Below are 26,847 nucleotides of genomic sequence, written 5' to 3'. Positions count from 1 at the left end.
CCATTACCCCTTATGCAAAAATATTCGTTACGATGAAACCTTAATAAAAGATATTTTGACAATCATGTATATTTTTGATAGAATCTAGCCTTTTAGCCATTTACAATAAGACATAATATTTATGGCACTCCGTTGTCGCATTTTAGATTCTATAAGGTATAACATGCAAAGTAATATTCGAAATTTCTCTATCATAGCCCATATCGACCATGGTAAAAGCACCATTGCTGATTGCTTACTGCAAGCATGTGGCAGTGTATCTAAGCGTGAAGTAAGCACACAAATGATGGATACCATGGATATTGAAAAAGAAAGGGGCATTACTATCAAAGCCCAAAGTGCGAGACTTTTATATCAGCAAGGGGGGCAAACCTATATTCTAAATCTCATTGATACGCCCGGACATGTGGATTTTAGCTATGAAGTGTCGCGTTCATTGAAGTCATGTGAGGGTGTGCTGCTTGTCGTTGATGCAAGTCAAGGCATACAAGCCCAAACTATCGCAAATGTGTATATCGCCCTTGAGAATAACCTTGAGATTATCCCTGTGATAAATAAGATTGACTTACCAGCCGCACAGCCCGAGCGAGTTATCGCAGAGATTGAGAGTATTTTAGGACTTGATTGCTCTAATGCGGTGCTTGTGAGTGCAAAGACTGGGCAGGGCATAGAATCTTTATTAGAAAGCATTGTTACGCTTATTCCGCCGCCACACATTGATGATTCTAAACCGCTTAAAGCCCTTGTGTATGATTCATGGTTTGATAACTATTTAGGTGCATTGGGGCTTATTAGAATCATGGAAGGGCAGATAAAAAAGGGTGATATGGTAAAAACTATGAGTTCTAATAATGCGTATCAAGTTTTAGGACTAGCCTATCCACATCCGCTTCATAAGCAAAATAGCGAGATTCTAAAGAGTGGCGAGATTGGGATATTAAATCTTGGGTTGAAAAGCGTTACAGAAATGGCGGTTGGCGATACGATTACTTTGCTTGAGAATCCAACGAGTGAAGCAATAGAGGGCTTTATGCCAGCAAAGCCCTTTGTATTTGCAGGTATCTATCCTATTGATACAGATAAGTTTGAGGATTTACGCGATGCTTTGAATAAACTAAAGCTTAATGATTCTGCCTTGCAGTTTGAGCCAGAAAGCAGTGTAGCGCTTGGCTTTGGATTTCGCGTTGGGTTTTTAGGGCTTTTACACATGGAGGTTGTCAAAGAGCGATTAGAGCGAGAGTTTGGACTTGATTTAATCGCATCAGCACCAACCGTTGTATATGAAGTGCATTTAACAGATGGCAGCATGGTTATGGTGCAAAATCCAAGCGAGTTGCCACCAGAACAAAGGATTGCTTGTATAAAAGAGCCATTTGTAAGAGCTACTATCATTACGCCAAGTGAGTTTTTAGGTAATATCATCGTACTGCTGAATAACAAGCGAGGTGTGCAAGAGAATATGGAGTATTTGAATGAAAATCGCGTTATGCTGACCTATGCCCTGCCGAGCAATGAAATCATTATGGATTTTTATGATAAGCTGAAATCACAGACTAAAGGCTATGCGAGTTTTGATTATGAGCCGATTGAGTATAGAGAGGGTAATCTCATAAAGCTTGATGTGCGTGTGGCAGGGGAAGTTGTTGATGCTTTAAGTGTTATCGTGGATAAAAGCAAGAGTTATGAGAGAGGCAAGGCGCTTGTATCTGCGATGAAAGAGATTGTGCCAAGACAGCTTTTTGAAGTGGCTATTCAAGCAAGTATTGGCAATAAAGTAATCGCAAGAGAAACCGTGAAATCTATGGGTAAAAATGTAACCGCAAAATGCTATGGCGGGGACATTACACGAAAAAGAAAACTTCTAGAAAAGCAAAAAGAAGGCAAAAAACGCCTTAAAGCAATCGGTAAAGTCGAAATCCCACAAGAGGCATTCCTTGCGGTATTGAAGATTGATTAGGTTTGCCCTGATCGGTAAGGATCAACATATAGTCTTTGTCCAACCTACATACACCATGCCCAAGCTATTGCTTAAACTAGACTCCACAATCATCATCTCTAGCACTTCTTTTTCAGCCTTATGTAATGCTTCTAAAGTTGCGATACTATCTGTCAATGCCATGCTTCCAGCCAAACAATCTTTTATGAGATTTATCCTGAAGTTTTGCTAAGGTGTTTTTTGAGATTAAATTTACTTTCATTGCAAGCAACATCATCAACCTGCATTTCTAAGCAATAATCTCTTTTTGTGCGTCCGAAAAGTTTATTACTCCATGCAAAATGAGATGCGATCTCTAAGTATGCCAATTTCTTCATCTTTTTCAAGTATATTTAATATATGAAAAACCCATAAATAAAATATTACGGGCATGAATTTTAGAAAAAAACTCTCTCCCTATCACGCAAAAAAATACACTAAAACATAAAAGTCTTGTTAATATGTTATGCTTTGTAACTTATAAAAACAAATGCGTATAAGTCCCCATTTCCTTATAATTCCATATCATCTCTTGTTTTAATCCTAAGGGGTTATATATTTTATATGCAACAACAACTATTTTAAACTTACACAACATCAAGCCACAATGACAAACCCCTACTTTCTAGCAGGAGAGATTTATAAAGGATTAATAAGGCCAGTTTGATTCTATTGCATCTGTAGTTGGCTTTTTAGTAAGAGTTTCAGAGATTTTGCCAACGCTTACAATAGAGATTTTACTATCAGCGATATATTGACTTTCAATCGTGTTATTTTGCTGTATATCATAAGGGCGGACAACACCGCTGATTTGGATAATCTGCTTTTCACCATTTACAAGCATTTCTTGCTTACCATAGATAAAGTAGTTGCCATTTTCCATAACCTTTAAGATTCTAGCCGTAATCGTTAGGGCAAGATTCTGTGACTGCGAATATGTCCCACCACCTTGAAAGTTAGTCGCATTGTTTGGCTTTGTGAGCGTATAATTGACTTGATCGTTAAGATAAGCTGTGTTTGCCTGCTGCTGTGCGTCCTGCCCATTATAAGTCATCTGGGCTGGGGTAACATTCCCTCCACTACTTCCACTATATTTTTTGTCAATCTTGAAGTCGTTTGTGATATTTTCCTTAATCTTAATCGTGATTAAATCATCGACACGCATAGCCCTTCTATCTGCAAATAGCGGTCTCTCTCCCTGTCCAAACAAAGAACCCGGTCTTTGAAACTCCGGCACAAAGTCTTTTGATGGCATATCATTTACATAATCTGGGGCATTCATATCAATTTCTGGCTCATACGCACAAAGCAATGCTGGAAGTAATAATGCTAAGCCTATTTTTCTTATACTCGCTTTTCTCATACTCATCCTTTAGTAAAATATTGTATAATTCAAAGCAATTTACATTCCCAAAAAGGATTTACATGAGTATTAAAGATTCTATAATGGCAGACATTAAAGAGGCAATGAAAAGCGGTGATAGCACAAAACGAGATGCGTTAAGGACACTGCATTCAGCACTTAAACAAGTAGAAATCGATAAAAGGATTGTGCTAAGTGATGAGGACTGCATAGGGATTCTAAAGACTGCACTGAAGCAAAGAGAGGATGCAAAAGAGAGTTATTTGAATGCAGGTAGGCAGGATTTAGCGGATAAAGAGAGTTATGAAATCGCACTTATTCTGCAATATCTACCAAAACAGCTTGATGATAATGAGCTAGAAAATGCTATAAAAGAGATTATAGAAAAGGTTGGTGCAAAAGATTCTAAGGATTTAGGCAAAGTCATGGGTGCAGCAAAGAGCCTTAATGCAGTCGCTACTGGTAAAAGAATATCAGATATGGCAAAAAAGCTGTTGCAATAAATATGATTAGATTGTGTTTGAGTGGAAATTTACATTAAAGGTATAGCTATAAAATCCCACACCAAAGATTCAATCCCTAACGATATAGTTTTTTAGAATCTATTCTATATGGTTTATACCGCCTTGCATAGATTCTGCAAAGCAGTGGGTTTTTCTGTAAAGTCATATTTGGTATTGTGAGTATTGATGTAAGATAGTTTGCATTGATAGAGTTTATTTTATCTCACTTACCCATTTTTGTTCCCTTATTTTTAGCTAAAAGCATTAGAATCTTATTAAGCAGTTTTATCTAATAACCTTATTTGATTATATGCCATATAGCATTATTCTAAGCCTATACACATAAAATAACAATCTTTTGCATTAAATTAAAATGGATTTTGAGAAGCTATGCAATCTAAGACTAATGCGGCTAAATAATGTTGTGTTAAACCTTTTTTACAATACTCTAAAATCAATGTCTCAAAGTATTCTCTAGCTCCATAGATAAATCAACGCCTTCTGCTGGTGGAGGTGGAAAAAGTCGTGTTTCCATTTTGCGTAAAAAAGCAATCACAGAGCTATTATAGTCGCCATAGGGCGATTGAGACACCATATAAAGATAGGTAAGCTTGCCTCCTGCATCGATTCTAATGCGAACTTTCGCGCTTGTGGCTGCTTGGTGAAAGCTTCCGCTTTTTTGCCATTCACTCATTAAAATTTGCTCAATTTGTGCATACCATTTATCATATTTCTTTTTATCTTCAGCGTTACCAGAAAATTTGGGCTTTTCTAGCATGATTTTTGTTGTCATCGCTTGTTTAATATTTGTTTTAAGATTCTGTGTGGCTTGCTGCAGGGCTTTTGTGCTTTGCTCTAGGGCGAGTGCATTTTGTGTGAGTTGTGCTTGTTTTGCTTTTTGCGCTTCATCTCTTTGCTTCCTTGCCTCATCTAACTCTTTTTGACGCTTTGCTTCTTCTTCCTTGCGTATATCTTGTGAAGTCTTTGATGACACATTTGCAAACACATCAGCAAGATTCACTTCTTTTGGTTTCTCTTGCACTTCCTTTGGCTTTTCTACTAATTTTTCTGGTGTTTTTTCTGCTAATGTTTGTTTTGGTGGCGTTATTTCTTTTGGTGTTTCTGCTTCTTGTTTTGCAGTGGATTCTGTCATTTTTTCTTCTATTTGTTCTTGTGGAGTATTTTCGTGTGTCATTGCTTGTTGCAACTCTTGCAGGGCAGAATCTTCTTGTGGTGCAATATCGGCTAATTCAATACTTTCATTTGCTAGAATCTCTGCCATTACCGCCTCTTCTTCACCATATCGCACCTGCTCTTTATAGAATCTAAAGCCGCCAATAAGTAAAATCAGCATAAGCGCATAAATCAAAAAGGCTGCAAACCCACTTGCTACATGCAAAGATGGGCTATTCTTGTGCATAACGACATCTTCTTTCATTGCGTTCCTAACGATACTTTAGTAAATCCTGCTTGTTTTAGCACAGCAAATATAGGCAAAACTTCGCCATAGTATAGATTCTTATCTGCATAAATATAGACTGATTGCGATTTATCATATCTATTTGCACGCAGTGAAAAGTTCTCTTTAAAACTCTCATAGGCAAACACATCTTTATCCACATGGATTTGCCTATCCTTATCGATACGCACAGAGAGTATAGGATTTATTTCAGCGCGTTTGCTTTTTGAGCCATCTGGTAGCTGTATATCCTCTCGATACACTATCGCTGGTGTTGTTACCATAAGGATTGCAAGTAAAACAAGCATAATATCAACAAGCGGGGTAATGTTTAACTCTGGTTTTTCTTCAAGATCTAAATCATCCATTGACTTTTCCGCCCCATACAATATTATTAGTTTTTTCTTGCGTGAAAGCCTCTTTGGTCCTATCAAAGCCGTTGTTGTCTGTATCGGCGGTAGCAGCAAGGGCTACATCAATTTGTGCTTGCAAACATACGCCAAGCACAGCAATCTTGCGTTTCAATATGAGATAGAAAGAATACGCAGGAATAGCACATAAAATGCCCCATGCAGTCGCCACAAGCGCCTTTGAAATAATAGGGGCAATCACCTCAAAAGTCGCTTGTCCTTGTGAGCCTAAATGTGCAAACGCATCAAGGATTTCTGTAACTGTGCCAAACAAGCCGATAAATGGTGCAGTAGAGCTAACAATGCTTAAGAATGTAAGCCCACCACTCGCATTTTTTAGAATCTGACTTTTCCAAACTTGTAACATCTCTTTTGATAAAAGCCTATGCCCTTTTGAGCGTGCAAATACCGCACTTTGCGGAATACTTATATCCTTTGATAATAATAAATCAAGCGAATAAGTCTCCCTATCTTGAATACCGCGTATCACAAACCATTTATAGATAAAAATCCATAATGTAGCAATCACATAAAGCGATAGCCAAAAAATAACAAGCAGAGTAATAACCCCACTTGTCTCAAAAAAGCTAACCAACGCACCCATACATTATCCTTAAAATAATTAGAATTAATCAAAGTCCCTTACTAATAATCTAGGAATTATATACATAAATTGCGAATTTATAGAATCTTTACAAAATATTGAAGTTGAAAGCGAGTTGCCCTAGCACATAGAATCCATATCACAAAATAAGGCACACATTTTGCTTTACTACATGTTGATAAAACGCATATATGGAACTTATATGAAAAATAAATATCTTTTAAAATCAAATATCAATAACGCACACAGAGTGATTTGCCAAGATAATCATGAAGTCATCTTAGAGAAAATAGATTCTGTGTTTGCAAAAATGCTTTATCCACAGACTAATACAAGCGGTGAGCAAAATCAAGGGCTATTTGCTTCTCATGTGAAAGGATTGAATCTTTTAAGCAAAAAAAGCTTATCAATGAACTATGCAGATGATGAAGCCATAAAAAAATACAATCAAAAAGCAAATGTGCAAACCACACAAAAAGATATTAATGACGCTATTTTACATACACAAAAGCAAAACACACAAATCCTATCAAAGCATTTAAAAGCAAAGCATAATAATACAACACAGCATAATGACGACTTCTTTAATGCAGCTGCCTTGCAAGAGCAAAAAAATTGCTTACTAGAAGATAAACTAGCTCTAAACTCAAATTTAGATAGCCTAAAAAACCTCATCGCACCCATGCAGATAAAACAAGATAGAGAGATAACACAAGAGAAAGCAAAAGAGAGTGAGCCTATGGTATTAGCCCTTGTGAATCCTTATAAATTACGCGATTATTCCTTTATGATACCAGAGTATTTAACGCTTATTTTACATATCACAAAAAAAAGCAAGTTGCTTGTGTATTGTCCGCTTGATTTAAATAGCCCTTTAGAATCTTCAGAAATCAACTATCTTTTTCCTATTATATTTAATACAGAGACAAAGTTTGCCGCACAGATTCCATTATCAATTATGGATTATCCGGATTTTAATAAGCAGAAATTAAGGGATTTTCTATAAAGGATTTTTATGCAGCAGACTTCACATTTAAATAAAAAGCTTTTAGAGAGAATTTTTACAAGTGCATCTATTAGAAGGTGGAATGATAAAGCCGTGCCGCTTGACTTTGTAGAGCTAGATAAACAAGCACATAAGGTAATCCTTGCCTATATCTTTGCAAAGTATGAAGAAAATGAAGGCAGAAGTATTAATTACACAAAGCTAATACGACAATTTTTATTTGAGTTTTTTGAACGCATTGTGCTAACAGATATTAAACCACCTGTATTTCATAAGCTAAAGAGTGCGCATGGCAAAGAGTTAGCAGCATTTGTAGCACAAAGCCTTGCAAATGAATTGCAGGGTTTTGACTTTTTTCACTCAATGCAGAGTTATCTTGCTGAAAAAAATGATGATTTAGAGACAAAGATTTTACAAGCAGCGCATTTTTATGCGTCTAAATGGGAGTTTGATATTATCTATCATTTTAATCCAAAACTCTATGATATTGAGAATATTAAGGCAATTATAGATTCCCAAACAGAGGGCTTTTATGATTTAGTCGGTATGAAAAATCTCTATCTCTATCAAGATATAAAAGAGCTTGTTGGCATGTTTGCAGAGCTTAGATTCCAAAAGAGATGGAGTCAAACACCGCGTATCCCGCAGACTTCAGTCTTAGGACACATGCTAATGGTGGCAATCTGTGCGTATCTTTTGAGTGTGAATCTTAATGTATGTGAGAAAATGCAGATAAATCACTTTTTTGGTGGGCTTTTCCATGATTTGCCTGAAGTTTTGACAAGGGATATTATCTCGCCGATAAAGCGGTCTGTAAAAGGGCTTGACTCTTTTATTAAAGGTATTGAAAAAGAAGAAATGGAGGCAAAGATTCTAAGCAAACTCCCGCATTTTATCCGCAATGACCTTATCTATTGGACTGAAGATGAGTTTGCAAATCGCTATAAAGAACATAATAAAGTGGTATTTGCTAGTGATATAAATCAGCTATTGATTCAATTTAATCACGATAAATACATGCCTGTATGCGGAGAATTGCTAAAATTTTGCGATAAATTAACCGCCTTTCTTGAAGCAAGAATTTCTATCGCACATGGTGTAAGTAGCCCTGATTTAGTCAATGGAGCAAAAGCATTATATGGAGATTTACTGCAAAAAGAGATTCTGGGTGTAAATATTGGGCTTATTGTGCAGGATTTTATGTAAAAGTGGTTTAGAAGCGTGTATCAAAAATTTATGATAATAAAAATATAAAGGACTTGCGTAGTCATATCTTTAGGTCAGAATCTAGTGTTATTGAGATTCTATAATTTTACAAGTGAGTTTAAAAGAAACATATTTTATTGCATATAGTTACCATTTGGTATATAAAAACATAATGATTATAATTTTCTTAAAAAATGTTCGTTATAATCGTGCTTCACATTGTTTTACAAAAGGGAGATTCTATGAGTAGTTGGGTTGTCATGCTGATGCTTGGCGTATCACTATGTATGGGATTTTTAGGCTTAATTGCTTTTTTATGGGGGCTAAGAAGTGGGCAGTTTGATGATAAAGAAAAAATGATGCGTGGTGTGCTTTTTGATAATGTTAGCGACCTAAATAACATGGCAAAACAAGATAAAAAGGATAAAAAACATGAAAATTTATGATGTTGTAATAGTTGGGGCTGGACCCGGTGGTATCGCAAGTGCGATTGAGTGTAAAAAGATGGGTATTGAAAATATTGTGTTGCTTGAGAAAACAGATAATATTTCTGCGATGATACGCGAGTATTACAAAGATGGAAAGCGGGTTGATAAGGATTATAAGGGGCAGGTGGTAACACTTGCTGGGCATATACCCTTTAGCGATGGTAATAAGGAAAGCACACTAGATCTTTTTTCAAAACTTTTAGATGAAAATAGCGTTGAGATAAAACTGCAACACGAAGTCGATAATGTCAGCAAAAAAGATTCTATATTTATCGTAAGGACTACAAATAATGTGGAATTTCACGCAAAGCATGTGATTATTGGTATCGGAAAAATGGGTAAGCCAAATAAGCCGAGCTATCCACTGCCTACAAGTTTGCGTAAAAAGATTAACTTCAATGTCAATGATTGTGTGGCAGGTGAAGAGATCTTAGTCGTTGGCGGTGGTAACTCGGCGGTTGAATACGCCATTGCCCTAAATGCGATGACAAAAACAACGCTAAACTATCGCCGTAAGGAATTTAATCGCATTAATGATGAGAATGCAAGAGAGCTTGAAAAGAGTTTGCAAAATGGCTTAATATCAAAGTTTGGCATTGATATTATTGCAGTTAGCGATAAGGATTCTAAGCTAGAGGTAACCTTTAGTGATAATAGCACGGGTATTTTTGATAGGATTGTGTATGCTATTGGTGGCGTTGTGCCTGTGGATTTTCTAAAGAAATGCGGTATAGAGCTAGATTCTAATGGCGTAGCACAATGCAATGAAGTCAAAGAAAGCAATATTGCTAATCTCTTTGTAGTCGGTGATATTCTCTTCAAAAATGGCGGCTCTATTGCCCTAGCTATGAATGATGCTTATACCATTGCAACAGAGATTTCGAAAAGATTACAAAAATAGCTAGATAGTTGATTGTAGCAAATTTTAAGATTCTATTGGTTACTATGACTACAATGACTACAATGCAAGAAAATGTTCAATAATGAAAAACATAGTATTTTGTTATCGTCAGCACAATTTGTAAAAAGTTTTTTGTCTGCTTGCACACTCATATTAAAAAACAAAACCCAGCCTTATCTACTTACTTCTGTGTGTAAGACATATTATTTCATTGTTTTGATCATTTAATAAAAAAATACCTAAGAGTGCATGGAATATCACTGGATTTCTAAATACAAGGAAGAAAAGGAGTGGTGGATCTTGTAGGACTTGAACCTACGACCACTCGGTTATGAGCCGAGCGCTCTAACCAACTGAGCTAAAGATCCATTATGTAAAATGGAAGCGTTATTGTAACATAAAAAATAGTGTTATGGTAAATAAGTTTGACAGAAAAGATTCTAGAATCTTATTATTTTGCGATTTAATCCTATATCTACACGAATTAACAGGCAGCTACACCCGTAATCACTTGCGTATATGGTGGAGTATAGAAATGTATTTGTGTAGATTCTGAGTTGATTGCATTTCAATGCATTGTAAAATAACATAATCATTCAACTATTCAAATGAGAGATTATTGGAATTTTGATCTTAATCTTTACTTTTTAAGCTTTATCTTATATATATATATATATAATTTCCCACGCATTTTGAAATCTTAGTGATATTTAAAATGTTTATTTTTTAAGAAAGGCTTATTGATGAGAAAGATGTTTGTTTCATGTGTCGCAAGTGCGATGCTTTTTGGTGTGTTTAGTGGTTGCGGTAGTGCTGTGCCAAGTTGCGATGATAAAGCAGTGCAAGATGTTTTAACTACAATCATACAGGACCAGCTAGATTCCATGCAAATAGTGCGTAAAGATGATGACAATATGACATATAAATACTCAACATTTATGACAGAAAAGGTTGAAGAACAAGCAAAAAAGGTAGTATGTAAAGCTCAAGTAGCCATAACAGATAAAAGGAATAATGGCGTATTGTCAGAGCAGTTCATACACTACTCTGCTAGAATGACTGATGATAAGCAAAGTGTATATGTGGAGTTGTTGCAGCCTTTAAGCTTTGGTGGTTTTGGGTTTGATGATGAATAACTAAAATTATCAATATGATGTATTTGTGATTTTTACAATCTTAGATACATGTTGCATAATTCTGTTATTTCAGCTGTTTTAAGGTTTTATCTTCAAGCAAAACTATATGAGTGCAAAGTTCAGCGATTTGCTGATCGTGCGTGGCTACCACGAGGGCAGCTTCATTTTTTTCTACATACGATAAAAGATATTGCATGATACTCATTGCGGTGTCTTTGTCAAGATTTCCAGTTGGTTCATCAGCAAGTAGAATCTTTGGTTTTTTTGTCAAAACGCGTGCGATACTTAGCCGCTGTTGCTGTCCGCCACTCAACTCACCGATTTGCTGTTTAAGTGTATGTGCTATGCCAAATTCTTCAAGCATTTGCATATCTATTTTGGTTTGGGCGATGAGTTCGGCGATTTGGAGATTCTGTGTAACATTAAAGCCGCGAAAAAGATAATGCGTTTGAAAGATAATACCTAGGATCTTTTGACGCAAAAGCAATAATTGATTCTCATTAAGATTATAAATATTTTTTAAATGTGCGAGATTTATTTGTCCTTTTTGTGGCGGTAAAAGTGTTGATAAATGGTTTAAAATCGTGCTTTTTCCGCTACCACTCGCCCCTAAAATCGCCATGCTTTGCATAGGTTTCAAACGCATAGAAATATCTTCATATAGCACAACATCAAATTTATGTGAAACATTTTCCATCTCAACCAAATATTCCATTTTATCTCCTTAGATACACATGCAACTATTGTTTTATTAAAACATTCCTATTGCAACTTTCTTGTCGTGTTGCAAATTGTGAGTAAAAACTTCATACATATACGCCTTTGACAAAATATCTTTTCTAGAATCTGTATTTAGATTCTTAGCACTTCTCAACACAACAACAAATAATCTACAACCACGAAAGAATAGAATCTTCTAGATCTTTTGCGTTATAGGTTTGAGTGTGAATCTCTTTTTTATTAAAAAGATCTAAAATACTAGAATCTATTTGTAAGCCATTTTGGGCTATATTGCACTCTTTTAAACGCATAAAGATTCTATCTAGGGCTTCTTTATCACTTAATCCCCTTAGCGTGTTCTCATCTAGATCACACAATGCCCTGCATACTACCTTTGCAAACTTTGCAAAATGCGCTGTTGAGATGATTACTTGTGGCGTATCTATGCTTAATTTTTCCTTGCAATATTGTGCGAATAGATACGCATTGCTTGTGTGTGGGTCAAGCACATAACCTTTTTCAAATGCCATTTTAATACCCCGCAAACACTCATCATCACTGAAACTTCTTGCTTCAAATATATCCCGCAAAAGCGATAATTCATCTGTGTTTAGTCTAAAATACTGCGTTTCATCGAGTGATTGCATGCACTCTTTTGTCCTTTCTGCACCAAAGTAGGCAAACAAAAGTCGCTCGATATTTGAGCTTTTCAAAATATCCATAGCAGGAGAATACGAGAGTTTTAACTCTTTATTGCGTATGTCATAAACGCCTGTTGTGAAAAATTGCGTCAAAATGTCATTTGGGTTTGAAGCGATACAGATTTTTGTGATAGGTAGCCCCATTTTCTTTGCAAAAAATGCCCCTAAAGCATTGCCGAAATTACCGCTTGGGACAATTACGCTAAATTCATGCAAACCTTTTTTTGCTAGTTCTCTACCAATGATGAAATAATAGACTATTTGAAATGCGATTCGTGCGATATTCACGGAGTTTGCCGCACTTAAAGCATAACCCTTTTTTGCTACCAAATCCCTAAAAGTTTCACTTTTCAGCAAAGATTTTAATGTGCTTTGGGCTAAATCAAAGTCGCCTTTTATGCCATATACTTTTAGGTTTTTTGCATCTTGTGTTGTCATTTGTAGTCGTTGCACATCACTTGTGCCACCTTGCGGATAAATGCAAATAGCTTTAATATTTTCTCTATTTGCAAAGCCGCTTAATGTCGCAGGACCTGTATCGCCACTTGTGGCACTAAGGATTAAATATCTCTCATTTCTTTGCAAGGCGATGGCTGATAGCAGGGCTGAAAAAGGCTGTAATGCCATGTCTTTAAACGCATAGGTTGGTCCGTGATAAAGCTCTAATGAATACAAGTTTTTCTCTATTTCTACAAGTGGGGCAATATCTTTTGTGCGAAATGTTTCATAGCTTTTTAGCACAGATTCTAAAAGATTAGAGGGAATGTCAATACCTAAATGCGTAAAAATTTTTTCACACATTTTGTTGTATGAGAGAGTGTAGAGATTTTCTAAATTTACTAGAGGCTTTATATCGCAAAATGTATAAAGTCCGCCATATTCTGCATTTGGGTCAAGCATTGCCTGAATAAAGGTCTTGTTTGTATTGTTATTACTTCTTGTTTGAGCGAGTGTTTTTATATTATTTTGTGTTTGCATATTTTCCCTTCTAGATTCCATGTATTATCTATTTGCAAAATCCTATGGAATAGAATTATAACAAAAGTTTCTTTAGTTTCTTTGCTTCGTAGGACAAAGCAGCTAAAGCTTTATGTGTCTTTTGTGTGAAAAATAGCCCTCCTTGATCACCCCATTCTTCGCCCAATAGCTATTTTTTGAGCTAATTGTGTAGGCGCTAAACATTTCATTTATGCTATATATGACTTTACATAAATTATGTCAAACAAAAATGTTTAAAGTACTACCTTGAGATTCTAACATTCATACAACATCATCATAAATTCTGCTATATTTTATCTTAATTTGTTACTTATAGTAACATTTTTTAATATTTTTTACACAAAATCACAAAAAAACCTTGAAAATCCTTTTTTTTTTTTTGTAGAATGCGGTTACAAACTTTTAAAGGAAAAGGACTTACTTATGAAAAAATACTTAGTTTCAGCGGTGCTTGTTAGCACACTTGGCTTTAGTGCATTGAATGCAGCAGAGGAAAACAATGGTGCGTTTTTAGGTTTAAATCTTGGTGGTATGATTACTGGACAATTAAGCAATAATGTTTCACTGAACTCTTCAATTGCAGTTGGTTTAAAAGGTGGTTATCAGGCGTTTTTCTACGATAGAATTGGGGCTAGATTCTATCTTTCTGGTATCAGTGCATTCGGTTTGCTTGGTGTGAATGGTGCTGGTGGTGTTACATCTGGTATGAATGTGAATCTTAGCGTTATGGCTGACTTAAACGGCGACATGCTATTTGACTTTGTAAGCGATGATGATTTTACAACTGGTATGTATTTTGGTTTCTTTGGTGGTGCGCTTATCCAAACACCTATCTATGTGCCTGCTGGGCAACCAAGAGGCAATACAACCGTTGGCACAACTGCTGGTATCAATATCGGCTCAAGAACGACTGTGAAAGCTCACCATGAGTTTGATATCGGTGCAAAAGTAGGTGCAGCATTCAACATGGATGGCAAGACAACAAGCGTTGGTGCAGCAATCTATGTAGGCTCATCTTATTCATATAAATTCTAATCTTAGTTATACTCTAAGGTGTAATGTGGGATAACCTAAAGGCTTTTATCCCGTTTTATATTAAATGTATTTTCTAAAGTTAGATAACTTTTGACTTTGGATAGCTTATCTTTATAGGCTATCTTACTTCTTGTTGCTTCATATCTTTAAACTAGTTGAAAACATTAACATATCTCACGTAATTTTTGTTTCAATATAAAGCCCAGCTATAAGCATGTGTTACTCTTGCAAATCCTAACTTTCCTATGTTTTTATTTTTTTCACTCTCGACATGCAGTTAGAAAAATCAAAGTTAAAAGCTATTTTCACAACAAACAAGGACAAATAAAGGGCTATAGGCAAGACTCATGAACACAATGCAATGTATGTAAATAATAAAACTGCTTGTTCTTATTGTTTAGTGTATGTTTGACTTCATATCCAAACAATAACTAAAAACCCCACTCTAAAATCTCTTCCTATTCACATCTTCTAGAATCTTAGCAGCAACAGAATCTATTGCCGTGCTTATATCTTGTGATTTGTTTGCGATTTCTACATTTTGCTGTGTGGTTTGCTCTAGTTGTGAAATAGATTCATTAATCTGTCCTATGCCTTGAGCTTGTTCTTTTATAGATTCTGCCATATCATTTATGCTTTGGACTAGTATATTTGTATTTGCTTCTATTTCACCTAGAGACTTTTGAGTTCTCTCTGCTAGCTTTCTTACTTCATCAGCAACGACTGCAAAGCCTCTACCATGTTCCCCTGCTCTTGCTGCTTCTATTGCTGCATTAAGTGCAAGTAGGTTTGTTTGGTCTGCTATATCTCTAATAATGCCTATAACATTTTTAATATCTTCGCTTTGTGCTATAACTTCACTTGTTCTGCCACTTACATTTTGCATTGATGAAGTAATCTCTTCAACTGAAGCAGCAGTTTGTTGTAGTGAGCTTGCTTGTGTGTTTGAGCTTTGTGTAAGAGTGGTTACCGCTTCTTCTAGATCTTTTGATTTAGATTCTAACTCTTTTGCAAAACTTTGACTTGTATGCAGCATTTTTCTTATTTCTTCACCTAGTGTATTGGTTACTACTTCTACTCTACCATTTGCATCTCTTACTTCTGTGGTAAAGTCTAGATTAACATAGCTATCAAATACTCTTGCTATCTCGTTTGTATCACTACCTATCTTTTTCTCTAAATCATCTAGCATGTGATTTAATACATTTTTTAACTCATTTAATTGTGGATTATGTGGTGTTTCTGTGATTCTTGCTCTAAAATCACCTGCTTCTATTGTTTTAGCTGTTTCTACGGCTTGAGCTACTGCTTTAGAATCTTGCTCTAATCCTAGCTTTGTTTTTTCTATGTTTCCGTTTATGGCGTGAGCCATCTCTCCTAGCTCATCATGGGTTGTAATATGCAGGGGCTTTGGTGCGGTTTTTACCTCGTGGTTTAAAAATGCAAAAAATGTGAGTAAGCTTTTTTTGATAGTTTCAACTGGCTTAAGGTAGATATAAAGCACCACAAATAGCACGATCACGCTTATCGCTGACATTAAAACAACAAGTATGCTTTGCAGTGTAGCCATATCCCAAATTGGCTTTTGTATCATACTTAAATCTTCAAGTGTGCATACTGAATACGCTTGTCCTTGCACGCTTGCGTGATTACAGGTTGCCATTTTGCGTTCTGTTTTGTTATTGCTTATATAGTCAAAGAGAATATTTTTATAGTTACCTTGTTTTGCGGTCTCTGCATATAATGCTTTGAAATTCTCATTTTCTTTTAGCAGAATTTCCTTATTCGATGCTGCAAAAGGCACATGTATAGAATCAAGGGCAAATACATTCACAGGGATAGCATTAAAATGGTCTTGTAGCTGCTCTAGCATAAGATCGAGTAAAAGTATGCCGATAAACTTACCATCTTTGTAAAGCGGATATGCAAAGGTAAAGCATGGTAGGTGGGTTAAAGTATCCTCATAAGCAGGGCTAATGTATATGCCATTTTGCTTTTTGGCTTCAATATACCAATCACGCGTTCGCACATCATAGTTATGTGCTTTACCATAGGAATAATGGCTGATTTTTTCCTTATCAGATTCTGTGTCGCTGACTATAAGCTCCCCATTTTCTCTGCCTATACCAGCACTCATAAAGTTACCACCAACACGAAATGAACGAAGAAGCGGTCCTACATTTTCCATCACTGCTTCTTGTGTGGCTAACTTTTCATAAGGCATTTCTAGAATCATGTTGCCAAGCTCTTGTGTAGCTTTGAAATTAGTCGTCATAAAATCAGCAATAATTGCATCTGCCATTTTTACATTATTTGCTTGTGTATGTGCGGCTAACTCTAGCGTATTGCTACGAGTAACAAAGAAAGTGATTAACCCGATACCAAGCAGTGCGATCACCATTAACGCGCCGACTAAACATGCGATTTTTGTTTTAATACTTTTTACCATGAAAGCTCCTAAGTATGTAGAAATAAATTATTTTGTGTAAATGCAAGTAATTTGTAGAACTGCATTAATGCGTGTATATGGTAATAACACAAAAATATAGCCCGAAACTATACATTGTTAAAAATAATCAAGATTTAACATCATTGTCTTTATTTATTGCTTCACTATCGAATGTCTCACCAGCCTCGCTCAAATCCCTTGTCTTTTTGCTTCTTGCTTCAATAATGATTGGTGTGCCAAGAAAGCCAAAATGTTGCCGTAAAGTATTGATAAGATAGCGTTTATAGCTAAAATGCAGGGCATTTGGTCTATTCATAATAAGGGCTATTTTTGGTGGTTTAGAATCAAACTGCGTTGCATAATAGATTCTCACAATTTTGCCATGATCGCTTGGTATGGGGTGCTTTTTAAGTGCGTTTTGTATGCAGGTATTAAGCTTTGCGGTTGGGATTCTAAGGCTAAAATGTTGATAGACTTCTATAATCTTTTGCTTTAATTCTTTGATGTGCCTATGCGTTGTGCTTGAAGCGGTGATAATTGGAGCATATTCTAAAAACTTGAATTTTCTTTTATAAACTTCAAGGCGACTATCAAACTCTTTGCTGCGTATATCCCATTTATGAAACACTACGATAACGCCTAGCCCATTACTACTTGCAATGGAGCTAATCTTTTCATCAAGCTCCACAAACTCCGTGCTACAATCAAGCACAAGTAGGGCAATATCGCATTCTTGTAGCATTTTTTGCGTTCTATCAAGGGCGTATTTCTCTATCCCTTCAATCTTACTGCGTCTGCGAATCCCTGCGGTATCTACGAATGTAAGCTTATAGCCATTATACATAATATGCTCATCAACGGGGTCAATGGTAGTCCCTGCGATGTCTGATACAAGAGATCTGTTTGTATTTGTGAGTGCGTTTAGTAGAGAGCTTTTGCCGACATTTGGACGACCGATAATGCCTATTGAGATGGTGTTGTCTGTATTTTGTGTTGTGTCTATTTGATTAGATATGGTGCTTAAAGATTCTATATCCCGCGAAGTTTCATTTATAGAATCTAGAAATTCATTATTTTGTGATTTAGATTCCATATCAGCTTTTAAAGGTATAGAATCTGAATTATTATCGCATTGCGTATTAAGTGAAATATCTTTTAAAGATTCTATACTAGATGTTTCGCTACGCTCAACATGACAAGGATTAGAATCTAGATTCTGTGTAGCTTGTGTTTTAGAATTAGTGCGACTTTTTAAAGTGGGATTAGAATCTAGCTCTTCATCTTCAAAAGTAAGAATGCTTTCTGTATCGTCAAAATAATCTAAAAAATCAAGTGTTTTTAAAGTCTTTTGTGCTTTTATCTTTTTAGAATCTATAAGTTCTTGTATCATGTTTTCAATGCTTGATAAAAGCTTTGTAATACCTCTATTATGTGCCACAGAGATTGTGATATAAGGCACACCAAATGCCATAAAATCATTTGCCTGCATAGCGAGTTTATCATTATCGACTTTATTTAGCACAAGTAAAAGGGGTTTTTGCTTGCTTAACTCTCTAAAGATTCTAATATCTTCATCAGCGACAATATTGCTTCCATCAACCATGTATAAAATAATATCGCTTGTCGCAACGACTTTGTATGAGTGAAAGGCGATGTGTTCTTTTAGCTGGGTAGCAATTATGGCTTGTTCTCTTTTATTGCTACGATTTATATCATGTATGTCTTTTGTGCTTGGGGCTATTGTTTGAGATTGTGTAGCTTTATTTTGTTTGTAAAACTCTTTTAGTCTATGTGCTAAGACTTCAAGCCCACCTGTGTCAATAAGTGTAATATCAAAGTTATTCAGCCTTAAATCTCTTTTGTTAATATCCCTTGTGCTGCCGCTTATATGTGAGGTTATGGCGATATTCTTTTGATTTAGCCGATTAAAAAGTGAGCTTTTGCCGACATTTGGTCTGCCCATGATTGCTACACTTGCGATAGGCTTTATCTCTATTTGTATAGAATCTTGTGTGTTTTCTTTAGATTCTATATGTTTTTTGCCACGCTTGTGTGTGTCTTGCGTGATAGCATTAGAATCTTTTATATATTTTTTACCAAGCCCTAATAGACTATTTTGACTCTTTTTATGATATTTGCTTTTATTGTTTGTATCTTTTTTCATAATGGTATCTTATATGTGAGTTTGTGGGATAGCCCCAAATTTTTGGATTTAGGGCTATGTTAATGTTTGAAGGAGCTATGTTAAATTAGAAATGAAGACCTAGTGTAACGCCTATTCTATGCATATCCAATTCAACAGAATTTAGCACTTTTGGTTTTTGCCAAGACGCATCAATACCGATTGCTAAAGGTAAAATTGGAATCTTAAACTTCAAACCATAGTTTAACGCCCAAGTATTTGAGATTGTCGCATCTGTAAATTGAGAATACGCAACACCTACATAAGGAGTAAGATAGAAAAACTCAAGCCCCAATACTGCACCATATTGTAGGTTATTGTTTCTATCGCCACCATTGATGATTGTATTAACCGCATTGTTTTGAGTAATTCCTGTGATATTTTCCCACTTCACAAAAGGTGCAATGCGGAATGAACCCGGCTTTAACCATAATCTTGCATACGCACCATAAGTGATATTTGTGTCGCCATCAAATTTTCCACTTTTTGCACTATCAAAGCTAGTCCCTACGATACCACCAGCTTCTGGTGATATAAATGGCAATGCTTGCGCACTACCTGCTGCAAGAACACTTGCCAAAACTGCTGCTTTCACACATTTTGTCATTTTCATCTCTTTATCCTTTCATTGTGTAAAATTTATTCAATGCTTAAGATTGAATGCACAATTATACAACTATATCGTCTCATTAAGGCAAACATAAAGTAAAGAAACAAAAAATGACGATATGACTGCTATGTCTATTTTGGCTTACATTTTGTATCTTTTATCTCATGTTTTACACAAACAAAAGAACTTTCAAGCATGCAAAGCTAAGGGATCTAAACAAAAATGTATTGTTTTGTAACATTTAATAATGTGTTATGTATCATTGTCGCATGTAATTTACTATGTCAATAAATGATATGAATAAAATAATTTCGCAAAATTTGATTTCTAAAAGTTAAAGCAATATGCAATAATGAAGTTTAAGAAAGGTAAGCAATGAAAATATGTCGTTTTATGATATTAGTATTTACTGCCTACGCATTAACAATACTTAACGCAAAGACAGATTCTAAGAAACAAGAAGTAGAAAGTCTAGATTCTAAAACAACCGCTTGTCATACTGAGCCTTTAGGCGAAGTGTCTAAAACTTTAGAATCTAAAAAAGATATTTCATGCTTACTCACTCAATATGACAAGAATCTAGATTCCAACTCGACACAAAACACAGAAACAAGGCAAAACAACAATACAAACAAGGAAGAAACCCATGAATACCCACTTTTAGATAAAAAGTCAAAAGATGAGTTATTTGGCACGATAAATACCGCAGAAATCCCCGATGCAATACCCGCCCCACTCACTACAAAAGCCCTTTTAAGCGTTGAAGATTGGCGTGATACTTATTTCATATATCTTTACAATTTCACACCTATGGAAAATCCACGCCATATACCAAATGAGCTTAAAGGACAGATAAGCTTTAGAGTCCCTTTGTCAAGGAATATTTTTAAAAGCGGTGGAATCTTATATTTTGCTTTTACAGATACTTTCTTTTTTCAAGTGTTTAATGAAAAGGCAAGTTCGCCGGTAAGAGACAATGACTTTCAACCTGAATTTCTCTTTACCTATCCTATGAATGTAGTATTTTGGGGTGGCACACTCACAGAGCTTACAACTGGTTGGAGGCATATTAGCAATGGCGAGATAAATATAGAGCATGGTGGGGCAGCTGATAGAAGTCGGGGTAGTGATAGATGGATATTTAAAGCTAGATGGACGACAAAGCATTGGGGTGTTGATATGGAGGCATTTGCCCCTGTGAGATTCTATCCCGAGAATCCATTTATATATAAATACTTAGGAAGCCTTGAGATAAAAATATTTATGCGTTATAACAAGCATTTAGCCGATGCGACTATAACGGGCTTATTACGATATTTTCAGCCCGGAAAAAAGATTGATAGCTTACATGGTGGTTTGCGGCTAAGCTATACTTATAAGCTTAATCCATATTATGGAGTTTATATGCAATATTTTGTTGGCTATGGGGATTATCTTTATGAATATGATAAAATAGGACATAGAATAGGCATTGGTGTGCGTTTTGTGAGATAGGTGATACAAGATTGTTGCTTATAGTTTCTAAAATATGCTAAGATTAGAAAACAAGATAAAGGCAAAACATGCAAATATCACTTGATACTTTTATTATTTCTGATACGCATTTTGGACATAAACATGTGCTTGTAAAAGAGCCTTTAAGAGTGATTACACTGAATAACACGCATTATAAAAGCTTTGATGATTTAAGTTTAAATTGGTGGAATGAAGTCGTGAGTGTGAATGATAGTGTGTTGCATTTAGGGGATTTATACTTTGGCGATGGTGATAGCATTTTGCCTAAACTCAATGGTGAAAAAATGCTTGTTGTAGGCAATAATGATATGGGTAAATATCAAAAGCTAAAAGATTGGCGTGTGATAAAAAAGATTAAATTTAAGATTCCAGAAAAAGATATGCTAAAAAAGGCAATGAAAAAAAAGTGGGGTGATGAGCTAAAAAATCCCTATGCCACAGGCTTAATCGTTGATGTGAATAATGTGCGGATTATGTTTAGCCATTTTCCCGTTGGCGAGAGAAAAAGAAATGATAAATATCATAAAGCAAGGGATATTATCGACTATGCTTTTTCTTTGGCAAAATGTGAAGTCAATATCCACGGACATATACACTCAAGAGATAGTGTGCAAGATTACTGCATTAATGCTAGCACAGAAAGACTCTCATTCCGCCCTAAAAGATTGCGCGATATTCTCTCTTCATGGGCACATTTTTAATAGCTTTTTAGAATCTTTATCTTAATAAAAGGGGCAGTTATGTTACTAAAAAATGCGTTTATAGCTTTTCTCTCACTTTCTACTTTATATGCAGATACACTAAAAGAGTGTAAAACCGAAGCGGATAAAATAAGCGGTTGTGTAAAGAGAGATTATCATTCCAATGGGAAACTTTGGGAAGAAATACCATATAAAAATGGCAAAAGAGAAGGCATAGGAAAGTGGTATTATGAGAATGGGGATCTGGTAAATGAAATACCATATAAAAATGACAAAAGAGAAGGTATGACAAAGTGGTATTATAGGAATGGGAATCTAGAATCAGAAACACCATATAAAAATGGCAAAAGAGAAGGTATGTCAAAGTGGTATTATGAAAATGGGAGTCTAAAAGCAGAAACACCATTTAACAACGATGGAGTAAATGGGGATATGAAACTCTACACAGAAGATAAAAAGCTATTAGCCTTAATTAAAGCAGAGAATCATAAGTTCATAAGCGGTAAATGCTTTAATAACAAAGTCTTAACAGACAAAGAATTAAAAGAGATACGTAGAGACGTCTTCATCGAAAGAGCAATTATCTATTTAAAAGAAATATGCCTTAAAGGCGATTCTAAATAATTTATGATTTTAAAGTCTTAACACTTGCTAGATTCTAATCTTAGAATCTTTCAGGCTTTAATCTAAAATAGTTTTTGTAAAATACAGAATCTTTATCTTAATTTAAAAGGACAAATATGTTATTAAAAGCGTGTTAATGGGTTTCTCTCACTTTCTACTTTATATGCAGATACACTAAAAGAGTGTAAAACCAAAGCGGATAAAATAAGCGGTTGTGTAGTGAGAGATCATTTAAATGGGAATCTTTGGAGAGAAACACCATATAAAAATGGTAAATTCGAGGGTATCTTAAAAGCATATTGTGAGAATAGGGAATCCTTAAACATTAAACCCATAAAAGAATTTGGCACAAACTATGCAGAACATTATCACAGCGGCGAGACTGCTATACAAAAACTCATAAGTGAAGCACAAGCGCATAAAGAAAGCGGAGCTAAAGGTGAGTATAAAGGACAAGTCGCAGGGGCATTTCATCGTAAAGAATTGGGGGATATTGATTTAGTTTGGGGAGATTCTAACTTTGGATTAGCACATATTTTACAAGAGAGAACAAAGCAATGGGGTGAAGAAAAGGCTTTGAGATTTATATCACACTTAAGCGAAAATATACAAAAAGGGCATATTGTAGAAGTAGAAAAAGGTCGCATTGGAATTAAAACCGAGCTAACGACAATTATTTTAGATAAAAAAGAAGGGAACAATTTTGTTATAACTGCTTTTAGAGATAGTGGAAATAAAAAAGAATTGGAAAGCCTTAATTTGATTCAGTCTAAGGCTTTAACAAGTGAAAACGCTGGAACTAACGCAAAGGAAAGCCCTGTTACTTCACTTAACCAAGAAAGCATTATACCACAAACCCCACAAGAAATAATCAAACAAGCAAAACAAAGTGGAAAAAGTGTAAAAGAAACAAAAGAGTTAATAAAAGATTCCATAACTATGCAAAGTAACTCACATTTGGGAAGTGGATTAATAAGCGGAAGTGCAGCAGAAATAGAGATAGATGAGAATGGAAATATTATGGGCTTTAATCCTGCTAAGCTTGCCGCTGGATTCTTAGGTGGGGCAGTAGGGAGTAAGCAGTTGCTCAAGGCTTTAAATATTTAAAAAATAATTCGAAGCTAAAAGAAGTCGCAGCAAAAGACTTAGCCGATACATTAACACAAGGCTTTGATAAAGCAAAAGAAAAATATCCACTTTTAGCACACATATCCCACGCTATATCGTGCAGAATGAAAAGGGTGAAAGAATACAGGCTAAGAGTATGCTAAAATTAGCAGAAAAAGAGAATCAAAAATGCAACCAAAGACATATAAAGCACTGAAAAAATACACCATAATCGCTAGAAATCGCACAAGAGCAAGAGCATAGAGAATATTTGTGGCTAATGTGGGAAAAAGGGTTATGAAAAAGCCCCAAATATTCTAAAAATTGCCACTTTTTACCACAGGAGATCAAAAACGCTTTGAGTGTTAAGTTTGATGAAGTATTTTTGACTAAAAAGGATTTAAGCTATTTTTTAGAACAGCACGAAAGGAAAATTACAATCAAGCCTTAAGTGAAGCCGAAATACTAGAGATTCCAAGTGTTATAGCAAATGCAAAAAATGCTTATATTGACACAAATCATAAGAATTTTTTCATCGTGTTTGCAGATAAACAGGATAGCATAAAGATTAATTTTATACGCTTTAATGCAGACACACTTGGTAAATTATATCATTCCAACAAAAAAAAGCAAAAAAGGAAGTTTTGAATAATAAACAGTATCAACAAGTAGGGAGCAGAATCGAACCATACATACCATAAGCGAAGTGCCTATGCCTCTTCCACTGGGTGCATCGCCCACTCATAAAAAGCATCGTGCCACAAAACACCAAACAAAACAAACCCCATAATCTAATTAAAAAAAGTAAATGCAATAAACATGTATCGCTTGTGTTTGAAGCAATTTAAGCATAATCCCCCCTCCCCATTATTAACATATGCATAGTAGGATTAATTGAAAATAAGACTTTGCATAAAGCTTTACTACAATTTTGTATCTATTGTTGTTTTGACCATGAGTGAAAAAAAGGGGGGGGGGGGGCAAATCTCTACTTAATATAAAGCAAATATCATAACTGAAATATTTTCGCTAACTACAAAAAATTGTATAAAATTTCTTAAAAAATAATATTATTCATTTTTAGACAAGTATATATAACATGGATAATGTTATACCGGATTCCATATTTATTTTCTAGCTCATTTGGTTTCCAAAATATTTATAGTTAAAGTTCTATATTGTTGGTATAAAGTCCAGCGTTTAGACATAAAAACATGAGATTTGTAAGGCGCATAAAACTGGCAGTTGCGGTGTAACTTAGGAAATAACTTTAAGTTTCCTAAACTCCAGCCGCCTCTAGTTCAGTAAAACAAGGCAATGGAATTACACAAACTAAATCATATATAGAGAAAGGCAAGCTATACACTTTTTATTTAATCGATTACCAGCTAAAGCTTCCACCCACTCTTACATTGGCATATTTTGGTGCAGTAGTCCCAAAGTAATCAACCCATGTTGTGCCAACTTCTGCAGCAATATCAATAAGTCCTAAGATATTTACACCAGCAGTAAGTATAGCCCCAGTGTCTCTTCGTAAATCATAGGCGACACCGCCTCTCACATCTACAAATCTATAATCAAGTTTAAAACCGCCACCTATCATTTGAGAATACAAACCATATTGACTATAAGTTAGCACTTCGTTTGGCAATACATCAGCGTCAAATGCAAGTGAGAATCTTTTGCCATTGTAGGCTATACCTGCCCTATATTGTGGTTTTATACTAATAGTTGGTGCAGTATCGAATCTGAAAGTTGGCGTATTGATATTTTTTGCTACAAAACCTACACCAAGCTGACCGCTGTCAGAGAGATTATAGCCATAATATGTGCCTAAATCTATCCCAAAAGTAGTGTTGTATTGTATGTTTGAGGCAAAGTTTGTATTAAACTGCAAGTTTGAGCCAAGAAACTGCTCATGATACAGACTCGCCCCAAGCATAAGCTTCCCAGCTACGCCTATGCTTAACTCCGAATTGTCAAAGTTAAATCTATACGCATAGCCCACGGGTAATTCTGTGAGATTAAACACAGAACTTACAACTTTATGTGCATCGCCTTTTTCAACAGATTGTAAGATAGAAAACTTATTATATTCATCTTCTGTAGATTGTTTCAGCGTGTATCCGCCAGGCTTTGTAATAAGTTCATAATATCCGTTTGTATCACCAAAGATAAGTCGCATTCGACTCTTATCGCCAACAAGCGATACTCCAGCTTGAGTAGTATTAAATAATCCTACTGCAAGGCTACCAAACTTCTCTTGCATGGTCTCACTAGAGAGTTGAAAGACTATACCGCTTTGACTGATTACATTCATGTTGTTATTTTTTAAGACTTCAAAAAGAGTGTCTAAATCTTTCATAGCAGCGTCTAATGCCCCATTACTACCAGACTTAATTGTCATGCTTGTGATTTTACCATTAGATACATCAAAGTCACTCCAATCCACCGATTCAGCAAAGTCGTTAAACATATCTTTTTGCTCTTGGGTCATACTGGAATTATTTACAGAATCTTTTAGATTCCCAACCAGTTGTGAATGATCCGTGCTACCTTGATGCTTCTTTTCATAATCTTTCCATAAAGTCTCTAAATCATTTGACTGATTGCCGGTAGCTTGTTGCAAAGCTTCCGTCAAAGCACCAGTTAAATTACTCGCAGCCCTTGTATTGCCATTTGCTGCAAACGGCATTGCACCACTATTTATAGCAGGTGCAGCGGATCGAATTGTTTTTGTAATTGCTTTACTGCCGCCACCCATTTGACTGCCAAGACTTGTAAGAGATTCTACCATTTTGACAAAGTTTAGATTCGTAAGCTTATCAAGGTTTGATTGCGATAAACCAACACCTATACTATAACCTATACGCATTTTAGAATCTGAAGCAAGCAATGCCGGATTATAATACAAAGCAAAAGGACTTTTCAAAGCTACTCCAGCCCCACCCATAGATGCAGAGACATTCCCCATTGTGCCAAACTCCATAGCCTCTACTACACTAAACGCACTTGCAAACAAAGCCCCACACAACACAGACTTTCTATATTTTCTAAATTTATCCATTCTATTCGTATGCATTGTAGAATCTCGCATAATCTCCCCTTAAATCTATATGAAAAATAAAAGACATATTCTAGCAAAAAATCGGC

24 protein-coding genes and 1 tRNA gene are annotated in these 26,847 nt (G+C 35.5%); 12 read left to right on the top strand and 13 right to left on the bottom strand.

What is annotated here, in order from left to right; all coding sequences use genetic code 11:
* Nucleotides 1-163 precede the first annotated feature (163 nt).
* Nucleotides 164-1,957 (top strand): translation elongation factor 4, encoded by a 1,794-nt coding sequence (gene lepA, locus XJ32_RS07575; protein WP_004086076.1) that lies wholly within the window; start codon nucleotides 164-166, stop codon nucleotides 1,955-1,957.
* 21 nt (nucleotides 1,958-1,978) lie between these two features.
* On the opposite strand, the gene XJ32_RS11935 is transcribed toward lepA, so the two are convergent.
* From XJ32_RS11935 to flgH, 3 genes are all read right to left on the bottom strand, one after another.
* The gene (locus XJ32_RS11935) at nucleotides 1,979-2,119 is read right to left on the bottom strand and encodes a hypothetical protein (protein ID WP_155761482.1); all 141 of its coding nucleotides are present in this window, start codon (nucleotides 2,117-2,119) and stop codon (nucleotides 1,979-1,981) included.
* A gap of 29 nt (nucleotides 2,120-2,148) precedes the next feature.
* Entirely contained in the window at nucleotides 2,149-2,304 is a 156-nt protein-coding gene (locus XJ32_RS11930) for a hypothetical protein (RefSeq protein ID WP_155761481.1), read from the bottom strand.
* Between the two features lie 320 nt (nucleotides 2,305-2,624).
* Nucleotides 2,625-3,338, bottom strand: a complete 714-nt coding sequence (flgH, locus tag XJ32_RS07570) for a flagellar basal body L-ring protein FlgH (protein WP_004086732.1) — start codon at nucleotides 3,336-3,338, stop codon at nucleotides 2,625-2,627.
* Nucleotides 3,339-3,400: 62 nt separating this feature from the next.
* On the opposite strand from flgH, the gene XJ32_RS07565 reads away from it, so the two are divergent.
* On the top strand, nucleotides 3,401-3,841 hold the full coding sequence (locus tag XJ32_RS07565; RefSeq protein ID WP_077388883.1) for a GatB/YqeY domain-containing protein: 441 nt from the start codon (nucleotides 3,401-3,403) through the stop codon (nucleotides 3,839-3,841).
* Between the two features lie 454 nt (nucleotides 3,842-4,295).
* On the opposite strand, the gene XJ32_RS07560 is transcribed toward XJ32_RS07565, so the two are convergent.
* The 3 genes from XJ32_RS07560 to XJ32_RS07550 are packed head-to-tail and all read right to left on the bottom strand — an operon-like array spanning nucleotide 4,296 to nucleotide 6,314.
* The gene (locus tag XJ32_RS07560; protein WP_077388882.1) at nucleotides 4,296-5,279 is read right to left on the bottom strand and encodes a TonB C-terminal domain-containing protein; all 984 of its coding nucleotides are present in this window, start codon (nucleotides 5,277-5,279) and stop codon (nucleotides 4,296-4,298) included.
* On the bottom strand, nucleotides 5,276-5,668 hold the full coding sequence (locus tag XJ32_RS07555; RefSeq protein ID WP_077388881.1) for a biopolymer transporter ExbD: 393 nt from the start codon (nucleotides 5,666-5,668) through the stop codon (nucleotides 5,276-5,278). The genes XJ32_RS07560 and XJ32_RS07555 overlap by 4 nt, the downstream gene beginning before the upstream one ends.
* Nucleotides 5,661-6,314, bottom strand: a complete 654-nt coding sequence (locus tag XJ32_RS07550; protein ID WP_077388880.1) for a MotA/TolQ/ExbB proton channel family protein — start codon at nucleotides 6,312-6,314, stop codon at nucleotides 5,661-5,663. The genes XJ32_RS07555 and XJ32_RS07550 overlap by 8 nt, the downstream gene beginning before the upstream one ends.
* A 202-nt stretch (nucleotides 6,315-6,516) precedes the next feature.
* Here XJ32_RS07550 and fliW point away from each other — a divergent pair, with 202 nt between their 5' ends.
* From fliW to XJ32_RS07530, 4 genes are all read left to right on the top strand, one after another.
* Nucleotides 6,517-7,320, top strand: a complete 804-nt coding sequence (fliW, locus tag XJ32_RS11925; RefSeq protein ID WP_167619992.1) for a flagellar assembly protein FliW — start codon at nucleotides 6,517-6,519, stop codon at nucleotides 7,318-7,320.
* A 9-nt stretch (nucleotides 7,321-7,329) separates the two neighbouring features.
* On the top strand, nucleotides 7,330-8,526 hold the full coding sequence (locus XJ32_RS07540) for an HD domain-containing protein (protein ID WP_005217236.1): 1,197 nt from the start codon (nucleotides 7,330-7,332) through the stop codon (nucleotides 8,524-8,526).
* Nucleotides 8,527-8,768: 242 nt separating this feature from the next.
* Nucleotides 8,769-8,972 carry a cbb3-type cytochrome oxidase assembly protein CcoS gene (ccoS, locus tag XJ32_RS07535; RefSeq protein WP_020995526.1) on the top strand — a complete coding sequence of 68 codons (204 nt, stop codon included), beginning with the start codon at nucleotides 8,769-8,771 and terminating at the stop codon, nucleotides 8,970-8,972.
* On the top strand, nucleotides 8,959-9,915 hold the full coding sequence (locus XJ32_RS07530; RefSeq protein WP_077388879.1) for an NAD(P)-binding domain-containing protein: 957 nt from the start codon (nucleotides 8,959-8,961) through the stop codon (nucleotides 9,913-9,915). Before ccoS ends, XJ32_RS07530 begins: the two co-directional genes overlap by 14 nt.
* Before the next feature lie 291 nt (nucleotides 9,916-10,206).
* Here the strand turns inward: XJ32_RS07530 and XJ32_RS07525 are convergent.
* Nucleotides 10,207-10,283 (bottom strand) — tRNA-Ile (locus tag XJ32_RS07525).
* A gap of 375 nt (nucleotides 10,284-10,658) precedes the next feature.
* Here XJ32_RS07525 and XJ32_RS07520 point away from each other — a divergent pair.
* Entirely contained in the window at nucleotides 10,659-11,051 is a 393-nt protein-coding gene (locus XJ32_RS07520) for a hypothetical protein (RefSeq protein ID WP_077388878.1), read from the top strand.
* 64 nt (nucleotides 11,052-11,115) lie between these two features.
* Here the strand turns inward: XJ32_RS07520 and XJ32_RS07515 are convergent, their stop codons facing one another.
* Both XJ32_RS07515 and thrC read right to left on the bottom strand, forming a co-directional pair.
* Complete coding sequence (locus tag XJ32_RS07515) at nucleotides 11,116-11,757, bottom strand: ATP-binding cassette domain-containing protein (RefSeq protein ID WP_027338461.1); 642 nt, start codon at nucleotides 11,755-11,757, stop codon at nucleotides 11,116-11,118.
* Between the two features lie 184 nt (nucleotides 11,758-11,941).
* Nucleotides 11,942-13,450 (bottom strand): threonine synthase, encoded by a 1,509-nt coding sequence (gene thrC, locus XJ32_RS07510; RefSeq protein ID WP_077388877.1) that lies wholly within the window; start codon nucleotides 13,448-13,450, stop codon nucleotides 11,942-11,944.
* A gap of 444 nt (nucleotides 13,451-13,894) precedes the next feature.
* On the opposite strand from thrC, the gene XJ32_RS07505 reads away from it, so the two are divergent.
* Nucleotides 13,895-14,506, top strand: coding sequence for an outer membrane beta-barrel protein (locus XJ32_RS07505; protein WP_077388876.1), 612 nt, complete (start codon nucleotides 13,895-13,897; stop codon nucleotides 14,504-14,506).
* A gap of 445 nt (nucleotides 14,507-14,951) precedes the next feature.
* Here XJ32_RS07505 and XJ32_RS07500 read toward each other — a convergent pair whose 3' ends face one another.
* The 3 genes from XJ32_RS07500 to XJ32_RS07490 form a co-directional block, all read right to left on the bottom strand.
* Nucleotides 14,952-16,955: a methyl-accepting chemotaxis protein gene (locus tag XJ32_RS07500; protein WP_077388875.1), complete on the bottom strand. Its 2,004-nt coding sequence runs from the start codon at nucleotides 16,953-16,955 to the stop codon at nucleotides 14,952-14,954.
* A 127-nt stretch (nucleotides 16,956-17,082) separates the two neighbouring features.
* Nucleotides 17,083-18,918 carry a GTP-binding protein gene (locus tag XJ32_RS07495; protein ID WP_437339619.1) on the bottom strand — a complete coding sequence of 612 codons (1,836 nt, stop codon included), beginning with the start codon at nucleotides 18,916-18,918 and terminating at the stop codon, nucleotides 17,083-17,085.
* Nucleotides 18,919-19,204: 286 nt separating this feature from the next.
* A complete protein-coding gene (locus XJ32_RS07490; RefSeq protein ID WP_077388873.1) occupies nucleotides 19,205-19,750 on the bottom strand; it encodes an outer membrane beta-barrel protein in 546 nt (181 codons plus the stop codon).
* A gap of 372 nt (nucleotides 19,751-20,122) precedes the next feature.
* On the opposite strand from XJ32_RS07490, the gene XJ32_RS07485 reads away from it, so the two are divergent.
* The 4 genes from XJ32_RS07485 (at nucleotide 20,123) to XJ32_RS12900 (ending at nucleotide 23,694) form a co-directional block, all read left to right on the top strand.
* Nucleotides 20,123-21,241 (top strand): phospholipase A, encoded by a 1,119-nt coding sequence (locus tag XJ32_RS07485; protein ID WP_077388872.1) that lies wholly within the window; start codon nucleotides 20,123-20,125, stop codon nucleotides 21,239-21,241.
* A 68-nt stretch (nucleotides 21,242-21,309) separates the two neighbouring features.
* On the top strand, nucleotides 21,310-21,963 hold the full coding sequence (locus XJ32_RS07480; protein WP_005217276.1) for a metallophosphoesterase family protein: 654 nt from the start codon (nucleotides 21,310-21,312) through the stop codon (nucleotides 21,961-21,963).
* Between the two features lie 39 nt (nucleotides 21,964-22,002).
* Complete coding sequence (locus tag XJ32_RS07475) at nucleotides 22,003-22,587, top strand: toxin-antitoxin system YwqK family antitoxin (protein WP_077388871.1); 585 nt, start codon at nucleotides 22,003-22,005, stop codon at nucleotides 22,585-22,587.
* A 219-nt stretch (nucleotides 22,588-22,806) separates the two neighbouring features.
* The gene (locus XJ32_RS12900) at nucleotides 22,807-23,694 is read left to right on the top strand and encodes a putative barnase/colicin E5 family endoribonuclease (RefSeq protein ID WP_254422313.1); all 888 of its coding nucleotides are present in this window, start codon (nucleotides 22,807-22,809) and stop codon (nucleotides 23,692-23,694) included.
* A gap of 1,381 nt (nucleotides 23,695-25,075) precedes the next feature.
* On the opposite strand, the gene traF is transcribed toward XJ32_RS12900, so the two are convergent.
* Nucleotides 25,076-26,791, bottom strand: a complete 1,716-nt coding sequence (gene traF, locus XJ32_RS07465; RefSeq protein WP_077388870.1) for a conjugal transfer protein TraF — start codon at nucleotides 26,789-26,791, stop codon at nucleotides 25,076-25,078.
* Nucleotides 26,792-26,847: the final 56 nt, after the last annotated feature.

It is taken from the genome of Helicobacter bilis, assembly GCF_001999985.1.
GTDB lineage: Bacteria > Campylobacterota > Campylobacteria > Campylobacterales > Helicobacteraceae > Helicobacter_A > Helicobacter_A rappini.
Note: the sequence above shows the minus strand (reverse complement) of the source record. Positions and strands in the feature narration are given on the sequence as shown.

Bases quoted from the DNA above. Each gene is read 5' to 3' on its own strand.
- XJ32_RS07480 (WP_005217276.1), top strand. From the start codon at position 21,310: ATGCAAATATCACTTGATACTTTTATTATTTCTGATACGCATTTTGGA.
- ccoS (WP_020995526.1), top strand. From the start codon at position 8,769: ATGAGTAGTTGGGTTGTCATGCTGATGCTTGGCGTATCACTATGTATG.
- XJ32_RS07530 (WP_077388879.1), top strand. From the start codon at position 8,959: ATGAAAATTTATGATGTTGTAATAGTTGGGGCTGGACCCGGTGGTATC.
- XJ32_RS11935 (WP_155761482.1), bottom strand. From the start codon at position 2,119: ATGGCATTGACAGATAGTATCGCAACTTTAGAAGCATTACATAAGGCT.
- traF (WP_077388870.1), bottom strand. From the start codon at position 26,791: ATGCGAGATTCTACAATGCATACGAATAGAATGGATAAATTTAGAAAA.
- XJ32_RS07560 (WP_077388882.1), bottom strand. From the start codon at position 5,279: ATGAAAGAAGATGTCGTTATGCACAAGAATAGCCCATCTTTGCATGTA.
- XJ32_RS07555 (WP_077388881.1), bottom strand. From the start codon at position 5,668: ATGGATGATTTAGATCTTGAAGAAAAACCAGAGTTAAACATTACCCCG.
- XJ32_RS07550 (WP_077388880.1), bottom strand. From the start codon at position 6,314: ATGGGTGCGTTGGTTAGCTTTTTTGAGACAAGTGGGGTTATTACTCTG.
- XJ32_RS07505 (WP_077388876.1), top strand. From the start codon at position 13,895: ATGAAAAAATACTTAGTTTCAGCGGTGCTTGTTAGCACACTTGGCTTT.
- thrC (WP_077388877.1), bottom strand. From the start codon at position 13,450: ATGCAAACACAAAATAATATAAAAACACTCGCTCAAACAAGAAGTAAT.
- XJ32_RS07475 (WP_077388871.1), top strand. From the start codon at position 22,003: ATGTTACTAAAAAATGCGTTTATAGCTTTTCTCTCACTTTCTACTTTA.
- lepA (WP_004086076.1), top strand. From the start codon at position 164: ATGCAAAGTAATATTCGAAATTTCTCTATCATAGCCCATATCGACCAT.
- XJ32_RS07490 (WP_077388873.1), bottom strand. From the start codon at position 19,750: ATGAAAATGACAAAATGTGTGAAAGCAGCAGTTTTGGCAAGTGTTCTT.
- flgH (WP_004086732.1), bottom strand. From the start codon at position 3,338: ATGAGAAAAGCGAGTATAAGAAAAATAGGCTTAGCATTATTACTTCCA.
- XJ32_RS07520 (WP_077388878.1), top strand. From the start codon at position 10,659: ATGAGAAAGATGTTTGTTTCATGTGTCGCAAGTGCGATGCTTTTTGGT.
- fliW (WP_167619992.1), top strand. From the start codon at position 6,517: ATGAAAAATAAATATCTTTTAAAATCAAATATCAATAACGCACACAGA.
- XJ32_RS07495 (WP_437339619.1), bottom strand. From the start codon at position 18,918: ATGGGCAGACCAAATGTCGGCAAAAGCTCACTTTTTAATCGGCTAAAT.
- XJ32_RS07565 (WP_077388883.1), top strand. From the start codon at position 3,401: ATGAGTATTAAAGATTCTATAATGGCAGACATTAAAGAGGCAATGAAA.
- XJ32_RS07540 (WP_005217236.1), top strand. From the start codon at position 7,330: ATGCAGCAGACTTCACATTTAAATAAAAAGCTTTTAGAGAGAATTTTT.
- XJ32_RS07500 (WP_077388875.1), bottom strand. From the start codon at position 16,955: ATGGTAAAAAGTATTAAAACAAAAATCGCATGTTTAGTCGGCGCGTTA.
- XJ32_RS07485 (WP_077388872.1), top strand. From the start codon at position 20,123: ATGAAAATATGTCGTTTTATGATATTAGTATTTACTGCCTACGCATTA.